Source organism: Castellaniella denitrificans, from assembly GCF_042653765.1.
GTDB lineage: Bacteria > Pseudomonadota > Gammaproteobacteria > Burkholderiales > Burkholderiaceae_B > Castellaniella > Castellaniella denitrificans.
Genome location: NZ_JBHSEZ010000029.1, coordinates 79,308 through 97,151, shown reverse-complemented (window position 1 = coordinate 97,151; position 17,844 = coordinate 79,308). Strand labels below are relative to the sequence as shown.

Sequence of the window (17,844 nt, the reverse complement as noted above, 5' to 3'; positions counted from 1 at the left end):
GCGCCCTGAAACCACGGCCATTCCAAAAAGCGTTCACTCGAACACAATTATTCCATGGACATGGAAAACAGGCCTCAGGGACACTGGATTCCTGCGAGATGGACAAATATCAATCACCAGAATCATTCACGACATGGACTACGGTTTCGACTTCAGTTTTCTCGGCGAGTTCTGGCCCAGCCTGCTCGACGGCCTATGGGTCTCGACCAGGATGGCGGCCGTCTCGCTGGGCGGCGGTTTCGTCCTGGGCGTGCTGCTCGCGGTCGCCCGCGGCCAGGAATCCGGACTCGTCCGCCGCCTGGCCGGCGGCTTCGTCGACCTGACCCGCAATACGCCGCTGATCGTGCAGACCTTCTGGCTGTTTTTCGGTCTGTCCGCTTTGGAAATTCGCGTGCCGGCCTTTTATGCCGCGGTCGTGGCGCTGGCCATCAATACCTCGGGCTACACCTGCGAAATCGTCCGGGCCGGCATCGATTCGGTACATGCCGGCCAGAAAGAGGCCGCCTCCTGTCTGGGCCTGGGCCGGGCCCAGATCCTGCGCTACATCGTATTGCCCCAGGCCATCGAGAAAATGTACCCGTCACTGATCAGCCAGTTCGTGCTGATGATGCTGGCCACCTCGATCATGTCGGAAATCTCCGTCGAGGAACTGACGGCCATCGGATACCAGATCCAGAGCCAGACCTTCCGCGGCTTCGAGGCCTATCTGGTCATCGCAGTCATCTACCTGATCATGTCCTGGCTGCTGCGGGTCGTGATGACCGTCTGCTACAACGTCGCCTTCCCGAAACAGCGCCGCATCGCACAGTCCAGGGCCGCCGCGCGCAAGCGCACGAACGGCAGCGCGCAGCGCAGCACCGCCATCCAGGGAGCCAAATCATGATACTGGGCGTTTCCTACAGCCAGTGGCTGTTCATCCTGACGGGCGCGGGCTGGACACTCGTCCTCTCTGTCCTGGGCTTCGTGGGCGGCACGGTGGCGGGCCTGCCCATCGCCATCGCCCGCGCCTCGAAAAGCCGGTTTTTCCGGATCCTGACGGCGGCCTACGTGAAGCTGATCCAGGGCATTCCTCTGCCCGTGATCATGTTCATCGTCTATTTCGGCATCAGCATCGCCGGCTACGACCTGCCCGCCCTGGTGGCCGCGGGTATCGCCATGACGCTGTATTCCAGCGCATTCCTGGGCGAGATCTGGCGCGGCTGCATCGAGGCCATCCCCCACACCCAATGGGAGGCTTCCGACTGCCTGGGCCTGAGCAAGCTGCAGACGCTGTCCAACGTCATCCTGCCCCAGGCCTTCCGGATCGCCATCCCCCCCACGGTGGGATTCCTGGTACAGATCGTGAAAAACACTTCGTATGCCGTGGTCATCGGCTTCTTCGACCTGACCTACTCCGCGCGCGTCATCAACAACTCGACCTTCAAGCCCTTCGTCGTATTCACCGTCGCGGCGCTGATCTATTTCGCCATGTGCTACCCGCTGTCCATCTTGTCCTACCGCCTGGAACGCAAGCTCAAGCGGCATTCCAGATAATGGAGAACTCTATGAATCCACGCGTCCGGTTCCAGAACGTCCGGAAATCCTACGGCGACACGGAAGTGCTCAAGGGCATCTCGTTCGAGGTCTTCAAAGGCAATGTCGTCGCGCTCATCGGCCAGAGCGGTTCGGGCAAGAGCACCGCCCTGCGCTGCATCAACGGCCTGGAGGAGATCAACGGCGGCGAGCTGCACGTCTGCGACCGGGCCCTGCACGAGAAGAACTGCGACATCGCCGCGCTGCGGCTGCAGGTAGGCATCGTATTCCAGAGCTACAACCTGTTCCCCCACCTGACGGTGGAAAAGAACATCACCCTGGCGCCCCGCAAGGTCAAGCACGTCGGGAACAAAGAGGCCCATGAACTGGCCATGCACGTGCTCGGCCAGGTCGGCCTGGCGGACAAGGCGCAGGCCTATCCCGAGCAATTATCCGGCGGCCAGCAGCAGCGCGTGGCGATCGCCCGGTCGCTGGCCATGCAACCGGAACTCATGCTGTTCGACGAGGTGACTTCCGCCCTGGACCCGCAGATCACCGGCGAAGTCCTGAAAGTGATCGAGGGCCTGGCCAAGGACGGGATGACCATGGTCCTGGTGACCCACGAAATGGGTTTTGCCACGGCTGTCGCCGACCAGATCATCTACATGCGGGACGGCATTGTCTGGGAGGCCGGCGATGGCAATCTGCTCAAGAACCCCCGGACCCTCGAATTGCAGCAGTTCATCAGCAACGGGCTGTGAACGGCCCCATTCCACTACAACGACTGGAGAGACTCATGAAAAAAACCTTCAACATCCTCGCCGCCTGCTCCCTGGCCCTGGCCTGCGCCGCCGGGGCCCAGGCCAATCAGCTGGAAGACATCCAGAAAAAAGGCGAAATCACCATCGGCGTCGACATCAGCGCGCCGCCCTACGGCATGGTCGACGCGAACGCCCAGAAAACCGGCTTCGACGTCGATTCCGCCCACCTGCTGGCCGAGGCGCTGGGCGTAAAGCTGGCCATCGTCCCTGTAACCGGGCCGACCCGCGTACAGTTCCTGCGCACCAAGAAAGTCGACGTGATCATGGCCTCGTTCTCGATCACCGATGAACGCAAGAAAGTCATCGACTTCTCCGAACCGTATGGCGTGGTACCCGTCGTCGTGGGCGGCCCCGAGAGCGTCAAGGTCTCCGGCCCCCAGGATCTGTCCGGCAAGGCCATCGCCGTCACGCGCGGCACGACCAGCGACAAGATCATCACCGACAGCACCAAGAACGTGCCCGACGTCACGATCGTCCGTTATCAGGACGACGCCACGACCAATACGGCCATCATGACCGGCCAGCAGAAGTACATCGTGGCGGCCAGCAGCGTGCTGCCGGAAATCAAGAAGACCAGCCCGAATACCGACATCGCCTACAAGTACACCGCCGTCAGCTTCCCGATGGGCGTCGGCATCCGCCAGAACGAACCCGAACTGAAGGCGCGCATCAACGAATGGGTGAGCGCGAACCTGAAGAACGGCAAGCTCAACGGCATCTACCAGAAATACTTCTTCGGCCAGTCGCTGCCCGAGGAAATGCTGAAGTAAGCGTCACCCAGGACGCGGCTCCGGCCATCCGGGGGCCGCGTCCCATCATGAGATCCATGCCATGTCGAACAGCCCCCAGTTTCTGATTCTCAATCCCGCCGATGACGTCATGATCGCCCTGCGGGAACTGCCCAAGGACGCGGTCGTCAACAGCATCCGGCTGCTCGACGCCATCCCGTCCGGGCACAAAGTCGCCATCAAACCGGTAAGCAAAGGCGCCCCCATCCGGCGCTACGGCCAGGTCATCGGCTTCGCCACCCAGGACATCGCCATCGGCCGGCACGTGCACGTGCACAACCTGGCGATCGGGGAATTCGAGAAGGACTATCGTTATTCCGAAGACTACGTGCCGACGCAGCTCGTCGACGTGCCGGATACCTTCATGGGCATCGTCCGGCCCGACCAGCGCGTCGCGACCCGCAACTACATCGGCATCCTGACCTCGGTGAACTGTTCGGCCACCGTGGCACGAGCCATCGCGGACCAGTTTCGAAAGGACATCCGCCCCGAGGCCCTGGCCCCCTATCCCAACGTGGACGGCGTGGTCGCCCTGACCCATGGTTTCGGCTGCGCCATCGACGCGGCGGGCGAAGGGCTGAAGATCATGCAGCGGACGATCGCGGGCTACGTGCGGCACCCGAACTTCGCCGGCATCCTGGTCATCGGCCTGGGATGCGAGACCAACCAGATCTCGGCCATGATGAAAGCCCAGGCGCTGGAAGAAGGCCGCAACCTCCAGACCTTCAACATCCAGGACGCCGGCGGCACGCCGAAAAGCATCGCCAAGGGAATCGAGATCATCAAGAGCATGCTGGCCGAGGCCAACCAGGTCGAACGGACCCCCGTCCCCGTCAGCCACCTGAAGATCGGCCTGCAATGCGGTGGCTCGGACAGTTACTCGGGCATCACGGCCAACCCCGTGCTGGGCGCCGCCATGGACATCCTGGTACGCAACGGCGGCACGGCGATCCTTTCCGAAACGCCGGAAATCTACGGCGCCGAACACCTGCTGACCTGCCGCGCGGCCAGTCCCGAGATTGGTCGCAAACTGGTGGACGTGATCGACTGGTGGAAAGAGCTGTGCGAGCGCAACAACGCTTCGCTGGACAACAATCCTTCGGCAGGCAACAAGGCCGGCGGGCTGACCACGGTGCTAGAGAAATCCCTGGGCGGCGTGGCCAAGGGCGGCACGACCGGCATGATGGAGGTCTACCAATATGCCGAACCCGTCGAGGCCAAGGGCCTGGTGTTCATGAACACGCCCGGCTACGACCCGATGTCGGCCACCGGCCAGGTGGCCGGCGGCGCCAACATAATCTGTTTCACGACGGGCCGCGGCTCGGCCTTTGGGTGCGCACCCGCGCCCTCGCTCAAGCTGGCCACCAACACCGCCCTGTGGAACCGTCAGCAGGACGATATGGACATCAATTGCGGCACGGTCGTCGATCAGGGCTCCGACATCCACCAGCTGGGCCGGGAGTTCTACGAAATGATCATCCGCTGCGCCTCGGGGGAGCCCTCGAAGAGCGAACTCTACGGCTACGGGCAGAACGAGTTCGTGCCCTGGCAGTTGAGCGTCATCACCTAAGCCGCCCTCGCTTTCCCCCATTTCTCATTCCCGTGGATTGGAATTTTCCCCGATGACATACGATCGTTATCAAAAAGCCCGCTACAAGGGCGTCTACCCCGTCGTCCCGACCATCTTCAAGGACGACGGCTCGCTCGACCTGGATGGCCAGCGCCGCTGCGTCGACTTCATGATCGACGCGGGCTCCGACGGCCTGAGCCTGCTGGCGAACTTCTCGGAACAATTCTCCTTGTCGGACGAAGAGCGCAAGATCCTGACCGAGGCCATCCTGAAGCACGTGGCCGGCCGCGTCCCGGTCATCGTCACCACCTCGCACTACAGCACCGACATCTGCATCCAGCGCAACCGTCACGCCCGGGATTTCGGCGCCGCCATGGTCATGGTGCTGCCTCCCTACCATGGGGCCACCATCCGCTGCGACGAAGCACGCGTCCATGAATACTTCAGCCGCCTGTCCGACGCCAGCGACATCCCCATCATGATCCAGGATGCACCCATCAGCGGCACCCCGCTGTCGGCGCGCGCCCTGGCCAACATGGCGCGGGAAATCGAGCATGCGCGCTACTTCAAGATCGAAAGCGCCGGCGTGGCCAGCAAGCTCAGGGCGCTGATCGAACTGGGCGGCGACGCCATCGAGGGTCCCTGGGACGGCGAGGAATCCATCACGCTGCTGCCCGACCTGGACGCAGGCGCCACCGGCGCCATGACGGGCGGCGGCTACCCGGATGGCATCAAGGCCATTTTCGATGCGCATCTCTCGGGAGACAGGGAAAAGGCCGTTTCGCTCTACCAGCAATGGCTGCCGCTGATCAACTACGAGAACCGGCAGACGGGCATCCAGACCAGCAAGATCCTGATGAGGGAAGGCGGAATCATCGGCTCGGACTACGCCCGCCATCCGTTCACCATGGCCATTCCAGCCATCCGGGACGGCCTGATCGAAGCCGCGCGCCGGCTGGATCCGCTGGTGCTGCGCTGGGCGGCATAGATACGCGCCGCCCGCGCTTCGGCTCCATCCATCCCCGGCCCCGGCCGGGGATATTTTTTCGCAACAGAAGCGAGCGCCTCCGTGCGGTCGGGAGCCATCTCGCGTCCATACCGTAGAATGTCCAGGCTTGTACCGGACAGCGGCCACGCTGCTGTCCCGATCAGGCCAAGCGTACACACAGGACAAAAAAGACTCCATGGAAAAGGCAGGGCACGAGACGGCTCCCAGCAAGCAGGCCACGGCAAGCCAGACCCTTGTGCGCGGCCTCGACATCATCGAAGCCGTCTCGAAGGACGGCGCGCACGACATCGGAGCAATCGCCGAGCGCACCGGCATGACCTACAGTACGGCACACCGCCTCATTTCGGTGCTGATGCAGCGGCGATACCTGAAACGCGTGCCGGGCAAAGGCTATCGACTGGGCAGCAAGCTCCTGGCCCTGGGCTTCCAGGCATACAGCCAGGTCGAACTGACCGCCGTCGCACGTCCCTTCCTCGAAAGGCTGGCCCAAAAGACCAGCGATACGATCCACCTGGCATGCGAGGAAATGGGCGCAGTGCTCTACCTCGACAAGATCGCCAGCCGCCGGCCTGTGGAAATCAGTTCACGAATCGGTGGCATCAAGCCTCTGCTCTCCACTGGCGTGGGCAAGGCGCTGCTGCTGGACGGCTCGATAGAATCCTGGGCCGCGCTTTACGATGCAGACGCCCAGCGGCTGGGGCTCACCGGACCTCGCGAGCAATGGATCGCGATGATGCAGGACTATGCCCGCAAAGGCCATACCTACGACCTGGGCGAAGACGAGCAGTCGATCCGCTGCGTGGCCGCCCCCATCCGGGACGCCAGCCACGCCATCGTCGCCGCCATCAGCGTATCCAGCACGACGGATTACATGCCGCCGTCCCGCATGCATGATCTGGCACCGGTCGTGATGGAAGCCGCCCGCCAGATCAGCGCGGAATTGGGCGACTGACCACGCCCCGGCAGGGAATCGGCCCTGAATATTCCTGCCTGGGAAAACCGTACAGGACGCGCGGCACCCTACGATGCGATGATCTTTCCGGGATTCATAATGCCGCGCGGATCCAGCGCCTGCTTCAACGTGCGCATCAACTGGATCTCGGCCGGACTTCGGCTGTACTCCAGCCAGGGCCGCTTGTGCAGGCCGATGCCATGCTCGGCCGACACGGAGCCGGACAACTCGCGCACGATGGTGTAGAACGCCCGCTCGATCGCATGCTCCGTTTGGCCGCCGTCCTGCGGCAGGGGTCCCGCCACGATGTGCACGTTGCCATCACCGACATGGCCGAAATACATGTGGGCGATGCCGGGAAACCCATTCTCCATCGCGGCGCGCATACGCTCGACGCACATGCCGATACTGGAAACAGGCACGGACACGTCGAAATTGATCGTGGGCGCCAGCTTCGGCAGCATCTCGGCGATGCTGTCGCGCAAAGCCCAGAAGTCCTCGGCATCCCCATGGGATTGCGCAATGGCCGCATCCACGGCCCACCCCTCGGCCAGCGCATGTTCCAGCACTGCCTCAAACCGCGGCGCATCCTCTTGCGGCAGGGGGCTCTGCATGTCCATCAGCACATACAAGGGATGGTCAGGCGCGAGCGGCGCGCGCGCGCCGCCCAGCGTCGTAGCCGCGCGATAGTAGTCCGCCCACATCAGCTCGAACGCGCTGACCCGGCCCGACAGCGCCTGGCGCGCATGGCGCAGCAGCGCCAGGGCGGACTCGAAGCCATTCAGGGCAACCAGCGCCGTATTGGCTCCCGCAATGCCCGGATGCAGCTTCAGCACGGCGCGGGTCACGATGCCCAGCGTCCCTTCACCGCCGATGAACAGTTGCTTCAGATCGATGCCGGTATTGTTCTTGGTCATCTGGTTCATCATCGACAGCACGGTCCCGTCGGGCAGCACGACCTCCAGACCCAGCACCAGGTCACGCGTCATGCCATAGCGGATGACACGATTGCCGCCCGCGTTGGTCGAGATATTGCCGCCGATCTGGCACGAGCCCCGCGCCCCCAGGTCCAGGCCGCACAGGAAACCGGCCGCGGCCGCCGCCTCCTGGATCACCTGCAGCGGCACACCGGCCTGCGTCGTCAAGGTCGCGGCATCGGCGTCCAGCGCCTCGATCCGGTTCATACGTTCCAGCGACAGGGCCACCGCCCCTTCGGTCGGAACCGCTCCGCCCGCCAATCCGGTCAGGCCGCCCTGCGGCACTACGGGACGCCGCAGTTCATGGCACACCGCCAGCGCCCGGGAAACTTCGCCCGTGCGGCCCGGCAGCACCACGGCGATCGGCCGGCCGCCTCTCTCCGTGCTCCAGTCTCCCAGGTGCTTCTCGCCGATGTCCGCACCGGCACGAACGCAGCCGGTGCCCAGTTCGGACCGCAAGCGGGCCAACAGGATCTCATCGTCATTCCGGATCGTGGGCGTATTGCTCATAGTATCCTCAGATCTATATTCTCAATATATGGGACTTAATCTCATCTATTGAAAAAATTTTATCACCAATCTAAAATCTCCGGACGGCTGAATACAGGCCCGTCGTCCCGCGCCGGCCCGCCTCCAGGCGTCCGGCAGCCTCGGCTGGCCGGATGGAAAGTCCAGGCCGAAAGACAGATCAGACACACCCCCACGGAGAAGACATGCAATCCTTCGCGATACTCACAGGGCGCCTTGCCCGCAAGACCTTCCTGGCGCCCGGCCTGGTCGCTCTGGCCTTCGGGCTGGCCGCGCCCATCCCCGCCTCCGCGCAGACCGTGCTGAAGGCGGCCCACTCGTCCTCGACCACCAGCACAGGCCATCAGGCCCTGGAATTCATGGCCAAGGAACTGAAGGAAAAGACCGACGGCCGCATCACCCTGCAGGTCTTCCCCAGCTCCCAGCTCGGCAGCGAACGCGAACAGATCGAAAGCATCCAGCTCGGCAACCTGGACCTGTCCTTCGTGTCATCGGCGGTGCTCGGCGCATTCAACCAGGACTTCTTCGCCCTGGACATCCCCTTCATGTTCAAGGACCGCGAAGGCGTCTACCGGGTACTGGACGGCGCCATCGGCACCAAACTGCTGGCCAGCCTGGACCAGGTCGGCATCAAGGGCCTGGCCTATTGGGAAAACGGTTTTCGCCAGCTGACCAACAACGTGCGACCGATCCGCAGCCCGAAGGATCTGGAAGGCATGAAAATGCGCACCATGGAAAATGAAGTCCACATCGCCGCCTGGAAGGCGGAAGGCGCCAACCCCGCGCCGCTGGCCTTCGGCGAGTTGTTCACCGCGCTCCAGCAGGGCACCTTCGATGCACAGGAAGGCCCGATCAACCTGTTCTACGACATGAAGTTCTACGAGGTGCAGAAATACATCACCCGCACGAACCACGTCTATTCGCCCTGGCCTCTGCTGATCAACCCGGATGTCTACAACGGCTTCAGCGACCAGGACCGCGCCATCTTCGACCAGGTCGTGAAGGATACGACGCGCTACCAGCGTGAACTGGCCCAGCAGGCCGACGAGAAGGCCGTCGCCGCCATGCCGCAGGTGCAGATCATTGACCTGACGCCCGAGGAACACGCCGCCTTCGCCGACCGCATGGGCCCGATCTACGACATGGTCAAGAAGAAGATCGGCGCCGAAGTCGTGGATGCCATCGTCGCCGAAGTCAATCGCTGATTCCCTGCCAGCAACCGGCGTCCAGGGCCCGTACCCCGGCACCCAGGGCGCCCCCTACCCCCCGCCCGCCCCGGCCAGGCCATGGCCCGAGCGGCTCGGACCACGAACCGGAACCCCCATCATGCTCAAGCTGATCGACGATCACTTCGAGGAGGCCCTGCTCGTCCTCCTGCTTTCAGCCATGTCCATCCTGATCGGCGCGCAGGTCTTCATGCGCTATGTCATGCTCAACTCCCTGGCATGGTCCGAAGAGCTGGCTCGCTACTGCTTCATCTGGGCCACCTACATCGGCGTCAGCTACGGCGTCAAGCGCAAGGCCCACATCTGCGTGACAGCCCTGAGCGAACGCCTGCCGGCGCGCGGCCGTCACTGGCTGCACATCTTCGCCTACCTGGTGTTCGGTGCCTTCGCCTTTCTGGTGATGAAGGAGGGCTGGACGCTGGCCATGAAGATCTTTCACTTCGGCCAGAAATCCTCGTCCCTGGGCATCCACATGGGCTGGATCTACCTGGCTCCCACGGTGAGCCTGGGACTGGCGGTGATCCGGCTGCTGCAGGCCATCGCCCAGGAATACCGCGCCATCGGCGAGGAGGTCTGAACCATGGTTTCATTCCTGCTATTCGGCACGTTCATCATCCTGCTGGTCGCCGCCGTTCCGGTAGCCATCTCCCTGGGACTGGCCTCAGCCTTCGCCTTGCTGTACAGCGGCAAGGTCAGCAGCAGCTTCATCGCCCAGGGCCTGGTCACCTCGATCGATTCCTTCCCCCTGATGGCGGTGCCTTTCTTCATCCTGGCCGGCGACCTGATGGGTCACGGCGGCCTGTCGCGCCGCCTGCTGAACGTCGGCGCCGTCTTCTTCGGCCGCTACACCGGCGGACTGGCCATCATCGCAGTGGTGACGTGCATGTTCTTCGCGGCCATCTCCGGTTCGGGCCCGGCCACCGTGGCGGCCATCGGCGGCATCATGCTGCCCGCCATGGCCAAGGCCGGCTATGACAAGGGGTGGTCCGTCGGCCTCATAGCCTCGGCCGGCAGCATCGGCATCATCATCCCCCCCAGCATCCCCATGATCATTTACGCGGTGTCGGCCAACGTGTCGATCACGCAAATGTTCATCGCCGGCATCATCCCGGGCCTGCTGGTCGGCTTCGGCCTGATCATCGTCGCATGGTTCAGCGCCCGCAAGCGCGGCTATACGGGAGAGGACCGCCGCTACACCGGCAGCGAGATCCTGGCCACGGTCTGGGACGCCAAATGGGCCCTGCTGGTTCCCGTGATCATTCTGGGCGGCATCTACGGCGGGATCTTCACCCCCACAGAAGCGGCCGCCGTGGGCGTGATCTACGGTTTCGTGATAGGGGTCTTCGTACACCGCGAACTGAGCTGGAAGGATCTGTACCGCGTCATCGCCGAATCCGCGCTGACCTCGGCCACCGTGATCCTGATCGTGGGCACGGCGACGATCTTCGGCCGCGTTCTGACGATCGAACGCATCCCGGTGATGATCGCCGAGGCCATGGTCAGCCTGACCGACAACCACGTGCTGATTCTCCTGCTGATCAACGTGCTGCTGCTGTTCGTCGGCATGTTCATGGAGACCCTGGCCGCCATCATCATCCTTACGCCCATCCTGCTGCCGGTGGTATTGGCCGTGGGCGTCGACGCCGTGCACTTCGGCATCGTGGTCATCGTCAACCTGGCCATCGGCATGGTGACGCCACCCGTGGGGGTCAATCTGTTCGTGGGCGCCCGCATCGGCAACACCACGCTGGAAAAAGCCTCCGCCGGTGCGCTGATCTTCATCGCTTCGATGCTGATCGTGCTGCTGCTGATCACCTACGTGCCGCCGCTGTCGCTGGCGCCGTTGAGTCTCATGGGCAAGTGAGCGCGCCTCCCATGACCCTAATTTCACGCTCGGATAATTGGAGTTCGTCATGACAAAGAAGCTACGGGCCGCCATCATCGGCCCCGGGAACATCGGCACCGACCTGCTGGCCAAGCTGATGCGCAGCGACTGGATCGAGCCTGTCTGGATGGTCGGCATCGACCCACAATCCGACGGCCTGAAACGGGCTCGGGAGCTGGGCCTGAAAACCAGCGACCAGGGCGTGGACGGCCTGCTGCCCCACGTCCTAGAGGACGACATCCGCTTCGCCTTCGACGCGACCAGCGCCTATGTACACAAAGCCAATTCCGACAAGCTCACGGCGCTGGGCGTACGCATGATCGACCTGACGCCGGCGGCCATCGGACCCTATTGCGTGCCGCCGGTCAACCTGGCCGATCTGGTGGGGCAGGACCGGCAGAACGTCAATATGGTGACCTGCGGCGGGCAGGCGACCATCCCCATGGTGTACGCCGTATCACGCATCCAGCCTGTGGAATATGGCGAGATCGTGGCGACCGTGTCGTCCCGCTCCGCCGGGCCCGGGACCCGCAAGAACATCGATGAATTCACCCGTACCACGGCCGGTGCCGTGGAGCAGGTGGGCGGCGCGAAAAAGGGCAAGGCCATCATCATCCTGAATCCGGCCGAGCCGCCGATGATCATGCGCGACACCGTGCACTGCCTGACGGCAACCGAGCCCGATCAGACCGCGATCACCGAATCCATCCACCGGATGCTCGAACAGGTGCGCAAATACGTCCCCGGTTATCGGCTGGTGAACGGACCGGTCTTCGACGGCCGGCGCGTGTCGGTCTACCTGGAGATCGAGGGCCTGGGCGACTACCTGCCGAAATATTCCGGCAACCTGGACATCATGACGGCCGCCGCGGCCCGCACCGCCGAGCTGATGGCCGAACACATGCTGCAGGGCGCGGCCCAGGCCACCCCTTCCGCCCTCTGAGGAACCGAACCATGACCCAAGAACGCAAGAAAATAACGCTGCACGACATGACGCTGCGCGACGGCATGCATCCCAAGCAGCACCGGATCACGCTGGACCAGATGCGCACCGTGGCCGCCGGCCTGGACGCCGCCGGGATGCCGCTGATCGAAGTCACCCATGGCGACGGCCTGGGCGGCGCCTCCGTCAACTACGGCTTTCCCGCGCACTCGGACGAGGAATACCTGAAAGCCGTCCTGCCCGTGGTGAAGCACGCAAAGGTCTCCGCCCTGCTGCTGCCCGGCATCGGCACCACCGACCACCTGCGCATGGCGCACGATCTGGGCGTGCATACCATCCGCGTCGCCACCCACTGCACCGAGGCCGACGTGTCCGAACAGCACATCACCGAGGCCCGGCGCCTGGGCATGGATACGGTGGGCTTCCTGATGATGAGCCACATGAACAGCCCCGAAGGCCTGGCCCGCCAGGCCCGGCTGATGGAAGGCTACGGCGCCAACTGCATCTATGTGACCGATTCCGCGGGCCACCTGCTGCCCGAGACCGTGCGCGAGCGCCTGCTGGCCGTGCGCGAAGCGCTGAAGCCCGAGACCGAACTGGGCTTTCATGGTCACCACAACCTCGCCATGGGCGTAGCCAACAGCATCGCCGCGATCGAGGCCGGCGCCACCCGCATCGACGCGGCCTGCGCGGGCCTGGGAGCGGGCGCGGGCAACACGCCCATGGAAGTCCTGGTGGCCGTGCTGGACCTGATGAAGATCCGGACCGATGTGGACGTCTTCAAGATCCAGGATGTCGCCGAGGATCTCGTCGTCCCCATGATGGATTTCCCGATCCGCATCGACCGCGACGCCCTGACGCTGGGCTACGCAGGGGTCTACGGATCATTTCTATTGTTCGCCAAGCGCGCCGAGAAAAAATACGGGGTGCCCGCGCGCGAGATCCTGGTCGAGATGGGCCGCCGCGGCATGGTGGGCGGCCAGGAGGACATGATCGAGGATACCGCGCTGTCCTTGCTGGCCCAGCGCGAAAAACAGACGACCATCGCCTGACCCTGCCGGCTCCGGGCCGCGGACCCGGGCCCGGGCGCCATGATCTTCAAGCCTGGGCATCCGGCCCAGGCTTCTTTCGTTTTCAGGCCGCCCGCCCCCGCACACGCGCGCGCCGCAGCCGCTGCGCCTGCTTCAGCGCCCGGCCGCGCACGTAGCGGTGATGCAGGCGGTCCAGGTACAGGTACACCACCGGCGTCGTGAACAAGGTCAGCGCCTGCGACAGGATCAGACCGCCCACCATCGTGTAGCCCAGCGGCTGGCGCAGTTCGGACCCGGCGCCGCTGCCCAGCATCAGCGGCAGGCCCGCCAGCAGGGCGCACATCGTGGTCATCATGATGGGCCGGAAGCGCAGCAGGCAGGCTTGGTAGATGGCCTCGCGCGGGGACAGGCCCTGCTGGCGCTCGGCCACCAGGGCGAAGTCGATCAGCATGATGCCGTTCTTCTTGACGATGCCGATCAGCAGCAGGATGCCGATGATCGCGATCACGCTCAGGTCGAAGCCGCTGCCCATCAGGATCAGCAGCGCCCCCACGCCCGCCGACGGCAGGGTGGACAGGATGGTCAGGGGATGGATGTAGCTTTCGTACAGCAGGCCCAGCACGATGTACACGGCCACCAGGGCGGCGGCGATCAGGTAGGGCTGGGTCGCCAGGGACTCCTGGAAGGCCTGCGCCGTGCCCTGGAAGGCCCCCTGGATCGACAGGGGCACCGCCATCGAGGCCTGGGCCGCGTGGATGGCGTCCACCGCCTGGCCCAGCGAATAGCCGGCCGCCAGGTTGAAGGAGATCGTCACCGCCGGGAACTGGCCCTGGTGATTGATCGACAGGAAGCCCGGCTTCGAAGTATCCAGCCGCGTCAGGCTGGACAGCGGCACCTGCTCGCCGGTCAGCGGCGACTTGACGTACAGGCGCGAGAACACGTCCGGGTCCGACTGCAGTTCCGGGGTGATCTCCAGGACGACCTGGTAGCTGTTGATCTGGGTGGAATACTGCGCCACCTGGCGCTGGCCCAGGGCGTTGTAGATCGTGCTGTCGATCATGGCCGGGGTGATGCCGAACATGGCCGCGCGGGCGCGGTCGATCGTGACCACCGCCGTGTTGGCGCCGTTCTGCTGGTCGGTCGCCAGGTCGGCCAGCTGCGGCAGGCCGCGGAAGCGTTCCAGCAGGCGCGGCGCCCAGGTGTTGAGCTCGTCCAGGCTGGCGCTGGTCAGGGTGTACTGGTACTGGGTGCGCGACAGTCGCCCGCCGACGTTGATGTCCTGGCCCGCCTGCATGAACAGGCGCACGCCGGGCACGTGCTCCAGCTGCGGGCGCAGCCGGCGGATGACGTCGTCGGCGCTGGCGCGCCGCCCGGCGTCGCGCGGCTTCAGGCTGATGAAGAAGCGCCCGGTGTTGAAGGTCGGCGCGTTGCTGCTCATGCCGAAGGCGGCGATGTCCGGATCCTGGCGCAGGACCTCGGCCAGGGCCATCATGCGCTGGTTCATGGCGTCGAAGGAGCTGTCCTGCGACGATTCGGCCAGGCCGAAGATCGCGCCCGTGTCCTGCTGCGGGAAGAAGCCCTTCGGGATCACGACGAACAGCGCGGCGGACGCGGCGACCGTCGCCAGGAAGACGCACAGCGTGGCGAATTGATGGTCCAGCGCATGGTCCAGACCCCGGCGGTAGACCGCCAGCATGCGGTCGAAGCCGCGCTCGAACGCCTGGTAGACCCGCCCGTGCGAGGCCTGCTGCGGATTGCGCAGATAGCGCGAGCACAGCATGGGCGTCAGGCTGAGCGTCACCAGCACGGAAATCACCACGGTCATGACGACGGTCACGGCGAATTCGCGGAACAGCCGCCCCACCATGCCGCCCATCAGCAGCAGGGGGATGAACACGGCCATCAGCGATACCGAGATCGACACGATGGTGAAGCCGATCTCGCGCGCGCCCTTCAGGGCCGCCTCCATGGGCCGCATGCCCTCTTCCACGTGGCGCCAGATGTTCTCCAGCATGACCACGGCGTCGTCGATCACGAAGCCCACGGAAATCGTCAGCGCCATCAGCGACAGGTTGTCCAGGCTGTAGCCGGCCACGTACATCAGGGCGAAGGTCCCCATCAGCGCCAGCGGTACCGTGACGCTGGCGATCAGCGTGCCCGCCACGTTGCGCAGGAACATGAAGATCACCAGCACCACCAGCACGATCGACAGCAGCAGCGTGAATTCGACCTCGTGGACCGAGGCGCGGATGTTCTGGGTGCGGTCGATCAGGGTGCTGACCTGGATGCTGGCCGGCATGGACGCCATCAGGCGCGGCAGTTCCGCGCGCACGCGCTCGACCGTGTCGATGACGTTGGCCCCGGGCTGCTTGGTGATCCCCATCACCAGGGAACGCCCGTTCCGGGCGACGTCGCCCGGCCCCGCCCCCTGGCCGGCGAAGGCCCAGGCGGCCTGCTTCGTGTCTTCCGGTCCCGGCACGGCCGTGCCAATGTCGCGCACCCGCACCGGCGCGCCGTTGCGCCAGGCGACGATCACGTCGTTCCAGGGCGCCGCGTCCAGGATCTGGTCGTTGGTGTAGATGGTGTAGCTCTGGCGGCTGCCGTCGATCGTGCCCTTGGGCTGGTTCACCGTGGTGGTGGCGATCACGCCCCGGATCGATTCCAGGTCCAGGCCCAGCGCGGCGATCTTCTGCGGGTCGACCTGGATGCGGATGGCCGGCTTCTGCTGGCCGAAGATGTTCACCTGGCCGACACCCTCGACCCGCGACAGCTGCTGGGCCAGAATGTTGTCGGCGAAGTCGTTGACCTCGGTGACGGGCAGCACGTCGGACTGCACCGACAGGATCAGGATGGAGAAGTCCGCCGGATTGACCTTGCGGAAGGTCGGCGGGCTGGACAGGTTCGAGGGCAGTTGCCGCGAGGCCGCGTTGATGGCGCTCTGCACGTCCAGGGCGGCGCCGTCGATGTTGCGGTCCAGCGCGAACTGCAGCGTGATGCGCGACACGCCCAGCGCGTTCTCGGAGCTCATCTGCACCAGGCCGGGAATGGTGGAGAATTCCCGTTCCAGCGGCTGGGCCACGCTGGTGGCCATGGTTTCCGGATTGCCGCCGGGCAGCTTGGCCGTGACCTGGATGGTGGGGAAATCGACCTGGGGCAGCGGTGCCACCGGCAGCAGCGGAAACACCGCAAGGCCCAGCAGGAACAGGGCCATCGCCAGCAGCGAGGTGCCGATGGGACGCCGGATGAACGGTTCGGAAATGTTCACGACGCGTCCCCGGGCGCGACGGGCGCGGCTTTCCCGCCCGGCGACGCCGCGTCGGCCGCCTCAGCCGCGGCTTCGGCGATCTTCAGGCCGGGCCGCAGCTTGTACTGGCCGTCGACCACGACACGCTGGCCCGCCGAGAGGCCCTCGGTCACCACGGCCAGGCCGTCCTGCGCCACGGCCATCCGCACCGTCTGCGGGCGCACCCGGCCGTCCGGCTCGACCACATAGACGTACAGCCCCTGGGCGCCGCGCTGCACGGCGGACTCCGGCACCACCAGGGCGCCGGCCCGGTCGCCCAGGATCAGCCGCACGTCCACGGTCTGCCCCGGCCACAGGCCCTGGCCGGGATTGTCCAGCCGGGCCTTCAGGCGCAACGTGCCGCTGGCGGCGTCGATCTGGTTGTCCACCAGGACCAGCGCGCCCCGGCCGAGCAGTTCCGGCCGGCCCCGGCCGTAGACTTCGACGGCCAGGCCCGGAACGGGATGGGCGGCGGCCGCGCCCGCCGCCTTGCCTGCCGCTTCGCCGCCCGCCACGGACGGCGGGCCGGATGCGGCGCCGCCAGCCGGCGCCTGGGCGCGGACGGCGGCCTGGACCTCGGCGAAGGCCGTGTCCGGCACGGTGAAGCTGACGGCGATCGGATCGATCTGGTTGATCAGCACCAGGCCGTCGGCATCCGTCGCGCGCACCAGATTGCCCGGATCCACCCGCAGGGCCCCGGTGCGCCCGGTCAGCGGCGCCGTGATGCGGGTGTAGTCCAGTTGGACGCGGGCGGCCTGGATCTGGGCCTCGTCGGACTGGACCGTGGCCTGCAGCACCGCGACCTGGGCGCGCTGGGTGTCCAGGGTCTTGCGGTCGATGGCGCCGTGGCGGGCCAGTTCGACGTAGCGCGCCAGGTCCTCGCGGGCATTGTCCAGTTGCGCCTGGTCGCGCGCCCGCTGGGCGATGGCCTGGGCCAGCTGGGCCTTCTGCGTGCGGTCGTCGAGCCTGGCGATGAGCTGCCCCTGGCGCACGACCTCGCCTTCGCGGAAGCCCACCGATTCCAGCTGGCCGTCGATGCGCGCGCGCACCGTCACGCTGGCCCAGGCCTGGACCGCGCCCAGCCCCTGGATCCGGATGGGCATGTCGCGCGCGGCCACGGTCGCCGTATGCACCAGGACAGGGGGAGCCGCGGCGTTCTCGGCGGCGGACGCCGGCGCCGGACGGCCGGACCACCAGCCCCAGGCGCCCAGGATCAGCAGCGCCGCCAGGCTCCACCACAGAAAGGAACGGCGCACGGAGGAAATCGCCATGAGTTCTCGAAACGGGATGATCGACAGGAAGGGCTCCCGCCGCGTCGC

At 65.3% G+C, this 17,844-nt stretch carries 15 protein-coding genes; 12 read left to right on the top strand and 3 right to left on the bottom strand.

The annotated features are described in order from the left end of the window. Positions 1 to 133: 133 nt before the first annotated feature. From ACFO27_RS15465 to ACFO27_RS15435, 7 genes are all read left to right on the top strand, one after another. Positions 134 to 883: an amino acid ABC transporter permease gene (locus tag ACFO27_RS15465; RefSeq protein WP_276809629.1), complete on the top strand. Its 750-nt coding sequence runs from the start codon at positions 134 to 136 to the stop codon at positions 881 to 883. Then, positions 880 to 1,533: an amino acid ABC transporter permease gene (locus ACFO27_RS15460; protein ID WP_276809630.1), complete on the top strand. Its 654-nt coding sequence runs from the start codon at positions 880 to 882 to the stop codon at positions 1,531 to 1,533. The genes ACFO27_RS15465 and ACFO27_RS15460 overlap by 4 nt, the downstream gene beginning before the upstream one ends. An 11-nt stretch (positions 1,534 to 1,544) precedes the next feature. Then, a complete protein-coding gene (locus ACFO27_RS15455) occupies positions 1,545 to 2,273 on the top strand; it encodes an amino acid ABC transporter ATP-binding protein (RefSeq protein WP_276809631.1) in 729 nt (242 codons plus the stop codon). 35 nt (positions 2,274 to 2,308) lie between these two features. After that, the gene (locus ACFO27_RS15450) at positions 2,309 to 3,103 is read left to right on the top strand and encodes a transporter substrate-binding domain-containing protein (RefSeq protein ID WP_276809632.1); all 795 of its coding nucleotides are present in this window, start codon (positions 2,309 to 2,311) and stop codon (positions 3,101 to 3,103) included. A gap of 61 nt (positions 3,104 to 3,164) precedes the next feature. Further along, complete coding sequence (locus tag ACFO27_RS15445; RefSeq protein WP_276809633.1) at positions 3,165 to 4,691, top strand: UxaA family hydrolase; 1,527 nt, start codon at positions 3,165 to 3,167, stop codon at positions 4,689 to 4,691. Positions 4,692 to 4,743: 52 nt separating this feature from the next. Continuing rightward, positions 4,744 to 5,679 (top strand): dihydrodipicolinate synthase family protein, encoded by a 936-nt coding sequence (locus tag ACFO27_RS15440; RefSeq protein WP_276809635.1) that lies wholly within the window; start codon positions 4,744 to 4,746, stop codon positions 5,677 to 5,679. A 196-nt stretch (positions 5,680 to 5,875) separates the two neighbouring features. After that, a complete protein-coding gene (locus ACFO27_RS15435) occupies positions 5,876 to 6,652 on the top strand; it encodes an IclR family transcriptional regulator (protein ID WP_276809637.1) in 777 nt (258 codons plus the stop codon). Between the two features lie 68 nt (positions 6,653 to 6,720). Here the strand turns inward: ACFO27_RS15435 and ACFO27_RS15430 are convergent, their stop codons facing one another. Then, entirely contained in the window at positions 6,721 to 8,139 is a 1,419-nt protein-coding gene (locus ACFO27_RS15430; RefSeq protein ID WP_376818144.1) for an FAD-binding oxidoreductase, read from the bottom strand. 203 nt (positions 8,140 to 8,342) lie between these two features. Between ACFO27_RS15430 and ACFO27_RS15425 the strand changes: the two genes are divergently transcribed. The 5 genes from ACFO27_RS15425 (at position 8,343) to dmpG (ending at position 13,263) form a co-directional block, all read left to right on the top strand. Beyond that, the gene (locus tag ACFO27_RS15425) at positions 8,343 to 9,362 is read left to right on the top strand and encodes a TRAP transporter substrate-binding protein (RefSeq protein WP_276809640.1); all 1,020 of its coding nucleotides are present in this window, start codon (positions 8,343 to 8,345) and stop codon (positions 9,360 to 9,362) included. A gap of 121 nt (positions 9,363 to 9,483) precedes the next feature. Then, on the top strand, positions 9,484 to 9,960 hold the full coding sequence (locus ACFO27_RS15420; protein WP_323025075.1) for a TRAP transporter small permease: 477 nt from the start codon (positions 9,484 to 9,486) through the stop codon (positions 9,958 to 9,960). A 3-nt stretch (positions 9,961 to 9,963) separates the two neighbouring features. Then, complete coding sequence (locus ACFO27_RS15415; protein ID WP_376818143.1) at positions 9,964 to 11,247, top strand: TRAP transporter large permease; 1,284 nt, start codon at positions 9,964 to 9,966, stop codon at positions 11,245 to 11,247. 49 nt (positions 11,248 to 11,296) lie between these two features. Further along, the gene (locus ACFO27_RS15410; protein WP_376818142.1) at positions 11,297 to 12,211 is read left to right on the top strand and encodes an acetaldehyde dehydrogenase (acetylating); all 915 of its coding nucleotides are present in this window, start codon (positions 11,297 to 11,299) and stop codon (positions 12,209 to 12,211) included. A gap of 11 nt (positions 12,212 to 12,222) precedes the next feature. Further along, on the top strand, positions 12,223 to 13,263 hold the full coding sequence (gene dmpG / locus ACFO27_RS15405) for a 4-hydroxy-2-oxovalerate aldolase (RefSeq protein ID WP_376818141.1): 1,041 nt from the start codon (positions 12,223 to 12,225) through the stop codon (positions 13,261 to 13,263). Positions 13,264 to 13,345: 82 nt separating this feature from the next. Here the strand turns inward: dmpG and ACFO27_RS15400 are convergent, their stop codons facing one another. Both ACFO27_RS15400 and ACFO27_RS15395 read right to left on the bottom strand, forming a co-directional pair. Beyond that, the gene (locus ACFO27_RS15400) at positions 13,346 to 16,507 is read right to left on the bottom strand and encodes an efflux RND transporter permease subunit (protein WP_376818140.1); all 3,162 of its coding nucleotides are present in this window, start codon (positions 16,505 to 16,507) and stop codon (positions 13,346 to 13,348) included. Then, positions 16,504 to 17,844: efflux RND transporter periplasmic adaptor subunit (locus ACFO27_RS15395; protein WP_376818139.1), on the bottom strand; the 1,341-nt coding region annotated here is incomplete at its 5' end. The genes ACFO27_RS15400 and ACFO27_RS15395, both read right to left, overlap by 4 nt.